The sequence below is a fragment of the Homoserinimonas sp. A520 genome (genome assembly GCF_054489245.1).
Map to the genome: position 1 here is coordinate 55148 of NZ_JBTMWX010000006.1, position 14741 is coordinate 69888.

The window sequence follows — 14741 nt, forward strand, 5'->3', positions numbered from 1 at the left end:
ACTAGATCAGGCTAGGGTCGGATTAGTTGAACATTCAACTAAACACCCTGGAGGAGAACATGAGCACCATCAGCATCGTCGGAGCAGGAAACGTCGCCCGCGGAATCGCCACTCGCGCCATCGCAGCAGGCGACGACGTCCAGCTCATCGTCCGCGATCAGACCAAGGGCGAGGCCCTCGCCGCAGAACTCGGCGGTTCCGTCACCGTCTCGGCCATCGGATCCTCCGTCTCCGGAGACCTTGTCTTCCTCGCCATCCCCTACCTGGTCGCCTCCGAAGTCGTCCCGGCCCTGGGCGACCTGGCCGGCAAGACCCTCGTCGACGCCACCAACCCGCTGAACGAGGAGTTCACCGGCCTGGCCACCGCCCCCGACACTTCGGGCGCCGAGACCATCGCCGCCCTCGCGCCGAATGCGAACGTCGTCAAGGCGTTCAACACCGTCTTCGCGACCAACGTCATCGCCGGCAACAAGAACGGCCAGCCGCTCGACCTGCTGGTGGCAGCGGATGATGCTGGAGCCAAGGCAGCGCTCGTCGCCTTCGCCGAGAAGGCCGGCTTCCGCGTCATCGACACCGGTGCCCTCGGCCAAGCCGCCACCCTCGAGGCCATTGCCTGGCTGCACATGCAGCTGCAGTTCACGCGCGGAACGAACTTCGCCTCCGCCATCGTGATCGTCGACTAGTCCTCTGCCGGCGAATCCCCGCCGCGAGAAGGCGAAAAGTCACCCAACCGAGCGTGGTTGGGTGACTTTTTGCATTCTCATCGGATTCAGGCGATCGAACCCCGGCTGGAGCTCAGTGGGTCTGGATCTGCCTCAGCTTGAGCAGCACCTGAGCACGCAGGTCTTCCGGCGCAGTCTCGCGGCACGCCCGCTGCACGGCGAGCGTGAGCACCTTGCCGACCTCCGCCTCGCTTGAGCACTCGATGCAGTTCGTCATGTGGTCGGCGATGTCTGCGGCGTCTTCTTTACGCAACTCGTTGTGCAGGTACTCTTCGAGTTCGGCTTTCGCTTTCTCGCAACCGCAATCGGTCATTTCTTCACTCCGGAACTCGGCGCGGATGCCACGCCGCGACTTTGTGCATATTCAGCCAGCAGGCCGCGCAGGAGTCGTCTGCCACGATGCAGGCGGCTCATGACGGTTCCCACCGGCGTTTTCATGATGTCGGCTATCTCCTGGTAGGAGAAGCCCTCGACGTCCGCGAAGTAAACCGCGAGACGGAAGTCTTCCGGGATCGCCTGCAGGGCATCCTTCACCGCACTGTCCGGCAGGTGGTCGATCGCCTCAGCCTCGGCAGACCTGGTCGACCTGGTCGACGACGATGTCGCCGACTCCGCTCCGCCCAGCTGCCAGTCCTCGAGCTCATCGATGGTGCCCTGGTACGGGTCGCGCTGCTTCTTGCGGTACGTGTTGATGAAGGTGTTGGTCTGGATGCGGTACAGCCAGGCCTTCAGGTTGGTCCCCTGCGTGTACTGGCGGAAGGCGGCGAAGGCCTTGATGAAGGTCTCCTGCACCAGGTCGGCTGCGTCTGATGGGTTGCGAGTCATCCGCATGGCAGCGGCATACAGCTGGTCCATGTACGGGAGCGCCTGCTCTTCGAAGAGGGCGCGCAACTCGTCGGCGGAAGGCTCCGGAAGGGCAGCCCCCTCGGCTTCGACATCCGCCAGAGCGTCACCGGACTGCGGGTCTTCAGGCGTGTTCGTCATCGCCGACCAGCTTAGTTGCCCGCGGTGGGGAGCGACTGTGGGTGCATGCTCCAAGACGATCACGAACAACTCTCCTGCCTGACAGCGGCCGACTGCCGATACTCTGGTAACCAATGTTGATCTCCAGATATTCCAACCCCGAGTTCGACCCGTACGAGAATGACGACCTGGTCGAGGTCATCGCCGACGGGCCGTGGGCCGCGCCGACCGCATCCGGCCCCATTGCCGCTGAGCTGTCGCTTCCGGGCTCGAAGTCCCTGACCAACCGGGAGTTGGTGCTTGCCGCGCTGGCGGGCGAGACGACGATCCTCCGGTCTCCGCTGCACTCGAGGGACACCGCGCTCATGATGCAGGCGCTGCGCGCGCTCGGCGTCATCATCGAGGAAACCGGCCAGGGACCGTACGGTCCTGACCTTCTCGTCACCCCGGGAGAGCTCGAAGGGGGAACCTTCATCGACTGCGGTCTCGCCGGCACCGTCATGCGCTTCATCCCCCCGGTCGCTGCCCTCGCGCTGGGTCCGGTGGCTTTCGACGGTGACGAGTCGGCTCGCCGCCGCCCGATGCGCCCCACCATCGATTCGCTGAGGGCGCTCGGCGTCGACGTCAACGACGACGGCCGGGGCAAGCTCCCGTTCAGCCTCTACGGCACCGGCAGCGTTGCCGGCGGGGCAATCGAGGTCGACGCCTCCCAGTCGAGCCAGTTCGTGTCCGGGCTGCTCCTGGCCGGTGCCCGGTTCGAGAACGGCCTGCAGCTGACTCACACGGGCGACACCCTCCCGAGCCTGCCCCACATCGAGATGACCATCGCCACGCTTGCCGGTCGTGGAGTCACCGTCGTCAACCCCGCCCCCGGCCAGTGGACCATCGCGGCTGGCCCGATTGCCGGCGGCTCGATCGACATCGAGCCCGACCTGTCGAATGCCGCCCCTTTCCTGGCCGCCGCTCTGGTCACCGGCGGAACGGTGACCATCACGGGCTGGCCGGATGCGACAACGCAGGTCGGTGCGCACCTCGAGCACCTGCTCCCCCTCTTCGGTGCGACGGTGACCAGGGCCGACGGCAACTTCACGGTGGATGGCGGGGTGGGGCTCGCCGGCGGCGGGCGCATCCGCGGTGTCGAACTGGACCTCAGCCTGGGCGGAGAACTCGCGCCCGCCCTGGTCGCCCTGGCCGCCCTGGCGGACGGCCCCAGCCGCATCACCGGAATCGGCCACCTGCGCGGCCACGAAACCGATCGCCTGGCAGCGCTGACCGCTGAGCTGAACGCCCTGGGCGGTTCGGTCACCGAACTCGATGACGGCCTCGCCATCGACCCGAAGCCGCTGACCGGTGGCCTCTGGCACAGCTACGAAGACCACCGGATGGCAACAGCCGGCGCGATCATCGGCCTCGCTGTTCCGGGCCTGGAGATCGACGACATTGCCACCACCGCGAAGACGCTGCCACAGTTCCCTGAGCTCTGGCAGCGCTCCCTCCTGGGCATCGGCGCAGAGCCCACTGACCCGTTGAACCTCATCTGATCCCTCCCCATGAGCTGGCTCACCGATGAGGACGATGAGGACGACAAGTACGCCGACTACGAGGCGCGGAATCGCCCCAACCCGAAGGGCAACAAGCCCCGCACGAAGATCCGCCCGGAGCACAGCGACGCCGTGACCGGGCGGGTGCTCACGGTCGACCGCGGGCGCTACACGGTCCTCATCGATGAGGACGGCGCGGATGAGCGCGAGGCCACCGCGTCCAGGGCCTCCGAGCTGCGCAAGAAGGCGATCGTCACCGGCGACCGCGTCGACCTGGTCGGCGACACCTCCGGCTCCGAGGGAAGCCTCTCCCGGATTGTGCGCATCCAGCCGCGCACCACGGTGCTGAGACGGAGCGCCGATGACTCCGACGAGGTGGAGCGCATCATCGTGGCGAACGCCGACCAGATGCTGATCGTCGTCGCGGCCGCAGACCCGGAGCCGCGCCCCCGACTGGTCGACCGGTACCTGGTCGCCGCGTTCGACGCCGGCATCTCCCCCATCCTCTGTGTGACCAAGACCGACCTGAAGGATCCGACCGAGTTCCTCGCGAATTTCGCCGCACTCGACGTGAAGGTTGTCACAAGCGGGCACGGCGCGATGCCCACCGAGGAGATCAAGAAGCTGCTCACCGGCCACACCACCGTCGCGGTCGGCCATTCCGGCGTCGGCAAGTCGACCCTGGTGAATGCGCTCGTCCCGGATGCCCACCGGGCGATCGGCCGGGTGAACCTGGTGACCGGTCGCGGGCGGCACACCTCGTCATCGACGGTGTCGTACCGGGTGGCAGGCGGATGGATCGTCGACACGCCAGGCGTGCGCTCATTCGGCCTGGGGCACGTCGACGCCGCGAACATCCTGAAGTCGTTCACCGACCTGGCCGCCATCGCCGAGGACTGCCCGCGCGGCTGCACCCATCTGGCGGATGCGCCGGACTGCGAGCTGAACGAGAGGGTCGGGGGCGGTGAGCTGGGTGAGACCGGCAAGCTCAGGCTGGACTCGTTCCAGCGGCTCCTCGCGTCCCTCGCCTGAGCAGGCGCGAATTCTGCGGGCTGAGTGGGCGCGAAGCGCCGTATCGAAACGAGGCTGGCGATAGCCTTGGCAGGTGCCTGAATATTCCCTCGCCGACGACCTCGCCCTCGCCCACGAATTAGCCGACGCGGCCGACGAGATCTCGGCCACCCGCTTTCGCGCTCTCGACCTGGAAGTGGCCACGAAGCCCGACCGCACGCCGGTCACGGATGCGGACCGCGCCGTCGAGCACGCCATCCGAGGCCGGCTTGCCGCCGACCGCGCGGACGATTCGATCCTCGGCGAGGAGTTCGGCACCGAAGGTTCGTCGTCACGCCAGTGGATCATCGACCCGATCGACGGCACCGCGAACTATCTTCGCGGGGTGCCGGTCTGGGCAACCCTGATCGCCCTCGCCATCGACGGCACCCCGACCGTCGGCGTCGTCAGCGCGCCGGCGCTCGGCAAGCGCTGGTGGGCCGCGACGGGGAGCGGCGCCTGGGTCCGCGACGTCGACGGCGAGCGGCGGATGCGCGTGTCGGCCGTCTCGCGGCTGGCCGACGCGTCCATCAGCTACAACAGCATCCAGCAATGGGACGCGCACGGGCACCTGGACCAGTTGGTCGCCCTTACCCGCCAGGTGTGGCGCACTCGTGCCTACGGCGACATGTGGTCATACATGATGCTGGCGGAGGGCCTCATCGATGTCGCCGGGGAGTACGACCTGCAACCGTACGACATGGCGGCCCTGGTGCCGATCGTCGAGGAGGCCGGTGGCCGGTTCACGTCGATGGCGGGCAGGCCGGGCCCGTGGCACGGATCGGCCCTCGCGACCAACACCCTGCTGCACGACGCCGTTCTGCAGGTCGTCTCGGCCGGTTGACACGAAAGTCGCCGAAACCTCAATAGGATGTAGCCGTCCGTTCGAGTGCCAGCAGAAAGCAGAGTCCCTCTTGACCTTCTCCCTGTGCTTCGCCCGGCCGGTGGCTCTCGTCAGCGTACTGCTGGCATCCGTCGCCCTCACCGGATGCAGCCAGGTGTCCGCTGTCGTCGAACAGGTCTTGCCCGAGCGCATCGGCGCCCACACACTGGTGGTCGGCGAATGCTTCAACAACACCGTGAGCATCCTGACCGCAGAGGACGCCGTAGTGGATGTTCCGCGCGAGAACTGCACGCTCGATCACGACAACGAGGCCATCGCCAGCATCCACTTGGATGCCGAGAAGTTTCCCGGCGACGACACCGTGACCCTGCAGGGCACCGCGGACTGCCTCGTTGAGTTCGAGAAGTTCATCGGGGTGCCGCTCGCGGAGGCCGGCACCCTGACGTTCGACTTCTTCGCACCTAGTGCCGCCAGTTGGAAACTGGGCGACCGCGAGGTCCTCTGTTATGTCTACGATTCGGCGGCGAAAACCACGTACAGCCTCAAAGGCAAGGGTGCCGAACGGGCAGCCGCAGCAGTGCCAGATGAAGGCGAGCCCGCAGGCGACTCCTAGCGCGCAGACCCCTCGACGAACTCAGGGAGCGGTAGCGGACTTTTTCAGGTCGAGCACCCCGAACACCAGCGCGACTGCCACCAGCCCGAGCGCAACATACAGACCATTGTGGAAAGCGTCCGCGTACACCGTGATCCCTGGAGCGTCGGATTCGCCGTAGATGGTGGCGAAGTAGGTGGACGTTGCTGCCGCCACACCGATCGCAGTCCCGGCCCGCTGCCCGACCTGGGCGACCGAGCCGGCGACGCCGCCCTGCGCAACCGGAACGTCTTGCAGGGTGAGCGTCTGATTCGGGGAGATGACCAGTCCGCCTCCGGCACCGGAGATGATCATCGCAGCCGATAACAGCCAAGGCACCAGTTCTGTTGGAGCGTACGCGGCGATGGGGAGGGCGAGCGCTAACCCGGCGATGACGAGACCGAGGCCGGTGAGTACCAGCCACGGTCCGTATTTGTTCACCAGCCGCCCGCCGATCCACGAGGTGTACGCCGAGACCAGCGCGAACGGGATGGTGACCATGCCGGCGAAGGCGGCGGCAAGCCCGAGTCCCTGCTGGAGGTACAGGGTGGTGAGCAGGAAGACCGCCGGCAACGCTGCGAAATACGCTGTGGCCACCAGGACGCCGTTCCGGTACGACTGCAGTTTCAGCAGGGCGAAGCGGATCACCGGCGACTTGCCCCGAGCAAGGAAGTTCTTCTCCCAGAGTACGAAGGCGACGCCGGCCACCACGAATCCGATCAGCCAGTACCAGCGGTTCGGATCGTCGTCCGGCCCACCGGTGGTGAGAACGAACGGCAGCATGAGGCTGAAGATCGCAGCACCGAGGAGCAGGATGCCGACCACATCGAGCTCCGTCTTCAGCGACTCGTGCTGCTGATGGGCCGGCAACAGCCGGATGGCGAAGATCAGGGCAAGGATTCCCAGCGGTACGTTCATCCAGAACATCAGCCGCCAGCCGTCCACTTCCCCACCGATCGCGATGAGGAGGCCGCCAAGGGTCGGTCCGAAGGCCGTGGACAGTCCGATGATTGCGCCGAAGAGCCCGAACGCCTTGCCCCGCTCTTGCCCTTGGAACAGTTGCTGGATGAGCCCGAGTACCTGCGGCATCTGGATGCCGGCCGCCACCCCTTGCAGGATGCGGCCGATGACGAGCACCTCGATGGTCGGGGCCAGCGCACACAGCACGCTCGCGAGTGTGAACGAGACCAGGCCGATGACGAACATGGCCTTGCGGGAACCGACGTCACCAAGCCTGCCTGCCGGCACCAGCGCCAGCCCGAAGGCGAGGGCGTAACCGGCAACGATCAATTGCAGCTCGGTGGGCCCACCGCCGAGGGAAAGCTCGATGGTCGGCAGACCGACGTTGATCTTGGACAGGTCCATGATCGTCAGAGCAGCGACGGCAGCACACACTGCAAATGCTTCCCAGCGGATCCGGTCCGCGTGCTTCGAATTCGGGCCGTCGTCTGTCATCAACTGGCAATCCTATGCTGGCTCGATCGTGCACTATATTGCAGTTGTGCAAACTTGCACACCATGCAATAATAGCTTAAATGACAGCGGATGTTGGACTGCGGGCTCGCAAACAGCGCGCCACCCGGGAAGCAATCCACCGTATCGCTGTGGAGCGGGCGCTCGCCGTCGGCCCCAACGCCGTCACGGCAGCCGAAATCAGCGAAGAAGCCGGGATTTCCGCCCGCACCTTCTTCAACTACTTCCCCACCAAGGAAGACGCCATGCTCGGCTTCCACGAGGACATTCCGACGGATGGCGAACTCGCGGAATTCGCTGAATCGAGTGAGCCCGACCTGCTGCGCGAGCTGGTGCACCTGATGCGGAACGTCTTCTCGTCATCGCCCACCGACCACGACACCATGCGGGATCGTCGACAACTCGTCCGCCAGCATCCCGAACTGCTGCAGCGCCAAATGGCTCGGGTCTTCTCCATCGAGCAGCGAATAATTCCCGTGGTCGCCGAGCGGATGCGCAACCACCAGTCGTTCCGCGGGCTCTCCGACCCCGCCGCCGCGGCACAGACGCTCGTCCTGCTGGCGACCACAACCATCCGCATCGCCATTCGCAATGTCACCCAATCTCCCGAACTGCCCTCGACCGATGCCGACGAAAATCGTGCGCTCGAGGCATCGCTTTCCACCCTCCGAGAGGTAGCTGCACGAATTCAATGACCACAACCACCAAGGCACCACGAGCACAATCCCACGAGTCCAGGCGCGGCCTCCTGCTGCTGTTCATCGGCCTCATGCTGTCCATGCTTCTCGCTTCCCTCAGCCAGACCGTGCTCAGCGCAGCCATGCCGACCATGGTCGGCGAGCTGAACGGCGTCGAGAACATGCTCTGGATCATGACCGCCTACATCCTGGCGTCCACCATCACGATGCCCATCTACGGCAAGCTCGGTGACCTGATCGGCCGCAAGAGCCTGCTGATCGCGGCGATCCTGCTGTTCATGGCCGGGTCCGTCGTCGGCGGGCTGGCCGGTGACATGAACGTGCTCATCATCGGTCGCGTTGTTCAGGGGCTCGGGGGCGGAGGACTGCTGATCCTCTCGCAGGCGATCATCGCCGACGTCGTGCCCGCCAGGGAGCGCGGCAAGTACATGGGCGTGATGGGCGCGGTCTTCGCCGTCTCATCCGTCGCTGGACCGCTGCTCGGCGGCTGGTTCACCGAGGGCATCGGCTGGCGCTGGACCTTCTGGATCAACATTCCGCTGGGCATCCTGGCTCTCTTCGCCGCCGTCTACTTCCTGCACCTGCCGAAGCGTGCCCCGGGCAAGGTGCGGATCGACGGCTGGGGCATGGCCCTGCTCGCCGTGGCGACGACCGCCCTGGTGCTGGTCGCCTCGTGGGGCGGAAAGGATTACGCCTGGGACTCGATCACCATCATCGGCCTCGCGGTGCTGACCGTTGTCGCCGCGATTGCCTTCGTGCTGGTCGAGCGCAAGACCGCGGAGCCGATCATCCCGCTCCACCTGTTCAAGGACCGCAACTTCAACCTGACCACCATCGCCGGGCTGCTCACCGGTGTGGCCATGTTCGGCGCGATCGGCTACCTCCCCACCTACCTGCAGATGACCTTCAGCGCGGATGCCACCCAGGCCGGCCTCCTGATGATCCCGATGATGGGTGCGCTGCTGATCACCTCGGTCGGCACGGGTGCACTGGTGAGCAAGTACGGACGGTACAAGTGGATGCCCATCGTCGGCTCCCTCGTGGTCGCCGTCGGTATGGGGCTGCTGGGCACGCTGACTCCGGACACGCCGCTCTGGTTGTTCTGCACCTACATCGCGATCATGGGTATGGGCCTCGGCACGAGTATGCAGATCCTGGTGCTGATCGTGCAGAACTCGTTCCCGAACAGCCAGGTCGGAACGGCGACCGCCTCGAACAACTTCTTCCGCCAGATCGGCGCGTCCCTGGGAAGCGCCGTGGTGGGGAGCCTCTTCGCCACCCGGCTCAGCGACCTGCTGATCGAGCGGCTGCCCGCCGGCGGGCCATCCGCTGTCGGCGGCATCAACTCGCTGACGCCCGGTGCGGTGAAGGAGCTTCCTGGCCCACTGCGGGAGGTCATCGACCTGGCCTACAACGACGCGCTGGCTCCCCTGTTCCTGTACATGGTGCCGCTCGCGCTCGCGGCGTTCGTGCTGCTGCTCTTCGTCAAGGAGGTCCCACTGGCGACCACCATCGAGCGCGACATCATGCCGGAGTCGGTTGCGGAGGGCCAGTTGCTGATCACTTCGGACAACCCGGTCGCCACCCCCTCGGACCGGAGCGGCAGTACGCGAGAATAGCCGCATGGCGGACGTGACGTTGCGCGGCGGGGTCGGCGTCCGCGTCGACTCCGAAATCGAGGTCAAGCGATCGCGATTCCTCTGCCGGCTGGTCAGGGTCGAAACGGAGGAGGCAGCGCGCTCGGTTATCGATGACGCCCGTCGCGAGCATTTCGCCGCGAGGCATCACTGCTCAGCGTTCGTGCTCGGCCCGGCATCCGCCCCCACCCAGGTGCGGCGCTCGAACGACGACGGCGAACCGTCCGGAACGGCCGGTCGGCCGATGCTCGAAGTACTCAGCGGCCGAGGCTTCATCGACACCGTTGCCGTGGTGACACGGTACTTCGGCGGAACCCTGCTGGGTGCCGGCGGCCTGGCGCGTGCGTACTCCGACGCAGTGCTCAGCAGCATCGACGACGCCATCGTCGCCGGCCTCGTTGTACAACGCCAGCGGCGCGAACTCTTCAGCCTCTCGCTGGCCCACGCGGATGCCGGACGCGTCGAGGCTGAGCTTCGCCAGCGCGGCGTCACCGTCCTCGGCACGGACTATGGGCGAACGGCGATGTTACGGATGACGGCAGGCGACCGCGTTGACCTCGCATCGCTGGTTTCCGGTATCACCTCAGGCGCGGGCACCGTCGAGCCGGCGGGCGAAGAGTGGGTCGATGTAGGCTGATGGCCATGGCAAATCCGGCCGAGTTCATCAAGAATGCGCCGCTGGGAACGCGGATGACGGTGCGCAAACGCATCGAGGACGGATTCACCGACGCAGTCGGTTACCTCCGCGAACGCAGCGACCACGAATGCACCATCGAAACGCGCCGCGGGATGGTCACCATAACGCTGAGCGAGGTCACCGCGGCCAAGGCTGTACCGCCTCCTCCACCGCGACGAGCGCCTCGATTCTCCCCGATCGATTGATCGAGCCGGGATGAGCGTCCGCCGCGCGGACCGATCGGTCTGTCCCCAGGTGCGGTACGCGCCCAAGACTGCTACGCTCCGAATATTCTTCGTTTGGGGGCATCGTGAAATCGTGGGGAATTCTTCGGCCGGCCGGGATGGCGTTGGCCCTGGTGGTCGGTTCAGTAGCACTTGGCGCGGCACCGGCGAACGCGGCCACCGAGCAAGATGTCGCCGCCTGGATCACTGAGTCGACGCTGGAGAACCTGAACGTCACCGCCCCGGACGCAGACCTGGCTGCGGCCCTGCAGGCCGCCATTTCCGCCGCGCTCGAAGCCGGCGTGATCTCACTCAGCGTGGAAGAGCTGGCCGAACAGGCCATCGATGACCCGGAGTCCGTTGACAAGGGCGAGATCGAGGAAGCACTCGCCGAAGAACTCGGCGAACAGGGCGACGCCTGGGACGAAGTCGCGACTGCCTGGCACGCCGCCTTCGACACCATCAAAGCCGACTTCGCCGAGTGCCGCGAAGCTGCGGAAGCCGGAGCCAACCTGTGTGCGCACCAGTTTCGCTACGAGATGCAGGTGAACCACGTCACCGCCTGGCTGGCCAGACACGCGGCAAAGGTCGGCGACATCACCGCACTGCCGGAAGACGAGCAGGCCGCAGCCCTGGCCAAACTTGAGCGTCAGGGCGAGCACGCCGCCGCTCGCCTGGACCGTGCTCGCGTCCAGCTCGAGAAGAAGACCGGCGAACCGCTCGAGGATGCTCCGATCTCGCTGGACGGGATGTCCGACGACGTGACCGACACCAAGCCAGGCAAGGCGGATAAGGCGCACAAGCCTGACAAGGCAGACAAGCCTGACAAGACAGACAGGGGCAACGGAAACGGCAACAAGGGTTCCGGGAACGGCAAGAGCGGACGATGAGTCGGCCGCGCCCCACCGGCGCCATGGTCGCTATTATGCTGGCGACCGCCCTGGCCCTGACCGGCTGCGGTCCAGGCGGGACAGCCGCATCCGTTCTCCCGGTCAGCGACACGGTGAGCGCTGAAGGCGTCGTGCTTGCAGCCGTACTGCTGTCGACCGCCGACATCGAGGCATCCGTCGCGGAAGGGCTGGTCACGCCCGACGAAGTCGATGAGGCTCGACGCGCAATTGAAGACGGCACTCTCGATGAATGGCGCGAACTGGCCGAGCAGGCTCCAGCGGGATAGGTGACTCGAACAGCGCGCGATAGCATTCCCATGGTGGAGATGCGGGGAATTGAACCCCGGTCCACTGCTGTGGTCATGTGCCTTCTACGGGTGTAGTCAGTGAAATCGTTCTACTCGGCTCCGGAATTTGCCACTAACAGCCAAACCGACAAGCCCAGCCAGAGTTCAAGTCCCTCGTAGCCCTCTGACGACTCTACGAAGCAATCTCTCTAGATAACGCCAGGACCCGGGTAGAGAGCATTCCCGGACTGACGGACTTCTTTAGTGCGCTCGCTTAGGCAGCGAGGGCGAAGTCAGTGCGTGATTTATTGGCACTTATAGTTTGCAGGCATCGTTTACGAGATAAGCCGGCATCCTCGACCCGCTTCTCACAATTGCGCAGGCAATGTCGAAACCGATCATCCCCATGCAACCCTGTGAAGAGTTAGTCACTATCGCGCGCTGTTGAGTTGTCAAGCCGCCGACGCTTCAGTGAGCCCCGGGCAGCCCTCTAGTCTACGTCATCGGGACCGGATGCGCCACTGGCCGGCCAGGCCGACATCCGCTGTCCCCACCGGCTCCGCAGACATGATTAGCTCATACAGAAGGATTTCGGGTAGTGCTGCCCGAGACGTGAAAGGAGATGGCTCGTGAGCCGTTATGCCGTTGTCAACCCCGCCACCGGGGACACTGTCCAGACGTTCCCGCAGATCACGGATGACCAACTCGAGCAGGTGATTGCCACCGCCCATGACGCCCACCGCACCTGGTCCCGCAACTCGTCCATCGACGATCGCGCCGCCATGCTGCGGAAGGTCGGCGACCTGCACGAGGAGCGCCGCGACGAGTTGGCAGCGATCATCGTGCGCGAGATGGGCAAGCCGGTCGACCAGGCACTCGGCGAAGTCGACTTCTCGGCCGACATCTACCGCTACTACGCCGACAACGCGCAGGAGTTCCTGAAGGACGAGCCGATCACCCTGCTGGGCGGGGAGGGTTCGGCGTTCATGCGCACCAACTCCCTCGGCGTGCTGCTGGGGGTCATGCCGTGGAACTTCCCGTACTACCAGGTGGCCCGCTTCGCCGGCCCCAACCTGATGATCGGCAACACGATCATCCTGAAGCATGCCTCCCAGTGCCCGGAATCAGCTGCCGCCATCGAGCAGGTCTTCCGGGATGCCGGATTCCCGGAAGGCGCGTACACGAACGTCTACGCCGACAGCAAGCAGGTCGCGAAGGTCATCGCCGACCCGCGGCTGGCCGGCGTCTCCCTCACCGGTTCGGAGGCCGCCGGCGCCGCCGTCGCCGAGGTGGCTGGCCGTCACCTCAAGAAGGTGGTGCTGGAGCTGGGCGGCTCCGACCCGTTCATCCTGCTCAGCACCGATGACATGGATGCCACGGTGGAGGCAGCCATCGCCGGTCGCCTCGACAACAGTGGCCAGTCGTGCAACGCGGCGAAGCGATTCATCGTGCTCGACGAGCTGTTCGACGAGTTCCGCGACAAGTTCACCGCCGCCCTCCTGGACAGCACCCCGAGTGACCCCACCGTCGATGGTGCCGACTACGGGCCGCTGTCGTCGCTGGATGCCGCAGAGCACCTCGAAGAGCAGGTGAAGCGGGCGGAGGCGCAGGGCGCCACTGTCGCCGTCAAGGGTGAGCGCAATGGCGCCTTCTACCCGGCAACCGTGCTCACCGATGTGACGCGCGACAACGACGCATTCCACGAGGAGTTCTTCGGCCCGGTCGCCACCCTCTACCGGGCGGCATCAGAGGAGGACGCTGTCGAGCTCGCCAACGACACCCCGTTCGGGCTCGGCTCCTACCTGTTCACCACTGACGAGGAGCAGGCCCTTCGGGTCGCCGACCGCATCGAAGCCGGCATGGTCTACGTCAACGTCGTCGGCGCGGACAGCGCAGAGCTGCCATTCGGTGGGGTGAAGCGCAGTGGAATGGGCCGCGAGCTGGGTCGTTTCGGTGCTGCCGAGTTCGTCAACAAGAAGCTGATCCGCATCGGCTGATACGGTGAGGGGTCGTCAGCTCCCTTGGGGAGTTGGGTCGACCCCTCATCACGACTGACCAACCCGGAAAGGCATGCCCGTGCCGTCTCGCACAATGCTGCTCGCTACCGCCACCACCGGTGCAATTCTGGCTTTCGGCCTGACCGGGTGTGCCTTTGTCACCCAGGTGACGGATGCCGCCCAGGGCAAGAAGGATGTGTTCAGCATCCAGGTCGGTGACTGCATGAACGATGACGACAGCGAAGCGACCGAAGTGACTGCGGTCAGGGACGCGTCCTGCGACGACCTTCATGACAACGAGGTGTACCTGACCTGGGAGTTCGACGCCGATGAGTTCCCCGCCGGTACCGCATATCCCGGCGACGAAACGGTTTCCGGTGATGCCGACAACGGGTGCTTCGCGGACTTCGGGAGCTGGATCGGCGCGCCATACGAAGAGACGTCACTGAACTACTTCCCGTACTACCCGAGTGAGCAGAGTTGGGATCAGGGCGACCGTGAGGTGGTCTGCCTGGCATTCGACATGAACGGCCAGGTCACCGGCTCACTCGAGGGCAAAGGCGCCGAGTACCCCTACCTTGGATAGGCCTTACTCGCCGAGGTTACGGCGGGCCGACATGGCCCGCTGCGCCTCGCGGGTGTCCTGCCGCTCACGCAGCGCCTGGCGCTTGTCGTACTCGCGCTTTCCCTTCGCGACGGCGATCTCCACCTTGGCGCGGCCGTCGCTGAAGTACAACGAGAGCGGCACCAGCGTGTAGCCACCCTCCTTGACCTTGTTGTGGATCTTCAGGATCTGCGCCTTGTGCAGCAGCAGCTTGCGCTTGCGCCGCGGCGGGTGATTGTTCCAGGTGCCGCCGGTGTATTCGGGAATGTGAACGGCATCCAGCCACGCCTCCCCGCCATCGATGAACGCGTAACCGTCGACCAGGCTCGCCCGACCGGCACGCAGCGACTTCACCTCGGTGCCCGTCAAGACCAGTCCGGCCTCATAGGTGTCTTCGATGGTGTAGTCGTGGCGTGCTTTGCGGTTCGACGCGACAACTTTCTGTCCACGTTCCCTGGGCACGATTCACTCCTGATCGGTTGATGCTGCGTTCGGCAGCCCATC

General features: G+C 65.5%; 17 protein-coding genes and 1 other RNA gene. 13 read left to right on the top strand and 5 right to left on the bottom strand.

The features are described 5' to 3' along the window. Positions 1–59 precede the first annotated feature (59 nt). Complete coding sequence (locus ACX3PH_RS13680; RefSeq protein WP_459093240.1) at positions 60–683, top strand: NADPH-dependent F420 reductase; 624 nt, start codon at positions 60–62, stop codon at positions 681–683. Between the two features lie 112 nt (positions 684–795). On the opposite strand, the gene ACX3PH_RS13685 is transcribed toward ACX3PH_RS13680, so the two are convergent. Next, positions 796–1035, bottom strand: coding sequence for an alpha-ketoglutarate decarboxylase (locus ACX3PH_RS13685; RefSeq protein WP_459093241.1), 240 nt, complete (start codon positions 1033–1035; stop codon positions 796–798). Next, positions 1032–1706, bottom strand: coding sequence for a sigma-70 family RNA polymerase sigma factor (locus ACX3PH_RS13690; RefSeq protein ID WP_459093242.1), 675 nt, complete (start codon positions 1704–1706; stop codon positions 1032–1034). Before ACX3PH_RS13690 ends, ACX3PH_RS13685 begins: the two co-directional genes overlap by 4 nt. Positions 1707–1819: 113 nt before the next feature. Here ACX3PH_RS13690 and aroA point away from each other — a divergent pair, with 113 nt between their 5' ends. From aroA to ACX3PH_RS13710, 4 genes are all read left to right on the top strand, one after another. Continuing rightward, on the top strand, positions 1820–3226 hold the full coding sequence (aroA, locus tag ACX3PH_RS13695; RefSeq protein WP_459093243.1) for a 3-phosphoshikimate 1-carboxyvinyltransferase: 1407 nt from the start codon (positions 1820–1822) through the stop codon (positions 3224–3226). Positions 3227–3235: 9 nt separating this feature from the next. Further along, complete coding sequence (gene rsgA / locus ACX3PH_RS13700; RefSeq protein ID WP_459093244.1) at positions 3236–4258, top strand: ribosome small subunit-dependent GTPase A; 1023 nt, start codon at positions 3236–3238, stop codon at positions 4256–4258. A gap of 73 nt (positions 4259–4331) precedes the next feature. Beyond that, positions 4332–5120 carry a histidinol-phosphatase gene (gene hisN / locus ACX3PH_RS13705; protein ID WP_459093245.1) on the top strand — a complete coding sequence of 263 codons (789 nt, stop codon included), beginning with the start codon at positions 4332–4334 and terminating at the stop codon, positions 5118–5120. A 70-nt stretch (positions 5121–5190) separates the two neighbouring features. Beyond that, a complete protein-coding gene (locus ACX3PH_RS13710; RefSeq protein WP_459093246.1) occupies positions 5191–5733 on the top strand; it encodes a septum formation family protein in 543 nt (180 codons plus the stop codon). Positions 5734–5754: 21 nt separating this feature from the next. On the opposite strand, the gene ACX3PH_RS13715 is transcribed toward ACX3PH_RS13710, so the two are convergent. Next, positions 5755–7206: an MFS transporter gene (locus ACX3PH_RS13715; protein WP_459093247.1), complete on the bottom strand. Its 1452-nt coding sequence runs from the start codon at positions 7204–7206 to the stop codon at positions 5755–5757. Between the two features lie 80 nt (positions 7207–7286). On the opposite strand from ACX3PH_RS13715, the gene ACX3PH_RS13720 reads away from it, so the two are divergent. The 6 genes from ACX3PH_RS13720 (at position 7287) to ACX3PH_RS13745 (ending at position 11636) form a co-directional block, all read left to right on the top strand. After that, positions 7287–7919, top strand: a complete 633-nt coding sequence (locus ACX3PH_RS13720; RefSeq protein WP_459093248.1) for a TetR/AcrR family transcriptional regulator — start codon at positions 7287–7289, stop codon at positions 7917–7919. Next, positions 7916–9541: an MDR family MFS transporter gene (locus ACX3PH_RS13725; protein WP_459093249.1), complete on the top strand. Its 1626-nt coding sequence runs from the start codon at positions 7916–7918 to the stop codon at positions 9539–9541. Before ACX3PH_RS13720 ends, ACX3PH_RS13725 begins: the two co-directional genes overlap by 4 nt. Positions 9542–9545: 4 nt before the next feature. After that, the gene (locus ACX3PH_RS13730; RefSeq protein ID WP_459093250.1) at positions 9546–10196 is read left to right on the top strand and encodes an IMPACT family protein; all 651 of its coding nucleotides are present in this window, start codon (positions 9546–9548) and stop codon (positions 10194–10196) included. Between the two features lie 5 nt (positions 10197–10201). Then, positions 10202–10441, top strand: coding sequence for a hypothetical protein (locus ACX3PH_RS13735; protein ID WP_459093251.1), 240 nt, complete (start codon positions 10202–10204; stop codon positions 10439–10441). Positions 10442–10545: 104 nt separating this feature from the next. Then, the gene (locus ACX3PH_RS13740; RefSeq protein WP_459093252.1) at positions 10546–11349 is read left to right on the top strand and encodes a hypothetical protein; all 804 of its coding nucleotides are present in this window, start codon (positions 10546–10548) and stop codon (positions 11347–11349) included. After that, positions 11346–11636 (top strand): hypothetical protein, encoded by a 291-nt coding sequence (locus ACX3PH_RS13745; protein WP_459093253.1) that lies wholly within the window; start codon positions 11346–11348, stop codon positions 11634–11636. Before ACX3PH_RS13740 ends, ACX3PH_RS13745 begins: the two co-directional genes overlap by 4 nt. 31 nt (positions 11637–11667) lie before the next feature. Here ACX3PH_RS13745 and ssrA read toward each other — a convergent pair. Then, positions 11668–12042: a transfer-messenger RNA gene (ssrA, locus tag ACX3PH_RS13750) on the bottom strand. Between the two features lie 223 nt (positions 12043–12265). On the opposite strand from ssrA, the gene ACX3PH_RS13755 reads away from it, so the two are divergent. Together ACX3PH_RS13755 and ACX3PH_RS13760 are read left to right on the top strand one after the other, a co-directional pair. After that, positions 12266–13633 carry an NAD-dependent succinate-semialdehyde dehydrogenase gene (locus ACX3PH_RS13755; protein WP_459093254.1) on the top strand — a complete coding sequence of 456 codons (1368 nt, stop codon included), beginning with the start codon at positions 12266–12268 and terminating at the stop codon, positions 13631–13633. A gap of 79 nt (positions 13634–13712) precedes the next feature. Next, positions 13713–14219: a septum formation family protein gene (locus ACX3PH_RS13760; protein WP_459093255.1), complete on the top strand. Its 507-nt coding sequence runs from the start codon at positions 13713–13715 to the stop codon at positions 14217–14219. A 3-nt stretch (positions 14220–14222) separates the two neighbouring features. On the opposite strand, the gene smpB is transcribed toward ACX3PH_RS13760, so the two are convergent. Beyond that, positions 14223–14699: an SsrA-binding protein SmpB gene (smpB, locus tag ACX3PH_RS13765; protein ID WP_459093256.1), complete on the bottom strand. Its 477-nt coding sequence runs from the start codon at positions 14697–14699 to the stop codon at positions 14223–14225. Positions 14700–14741 lie beyond the last annotated feature (42 nt).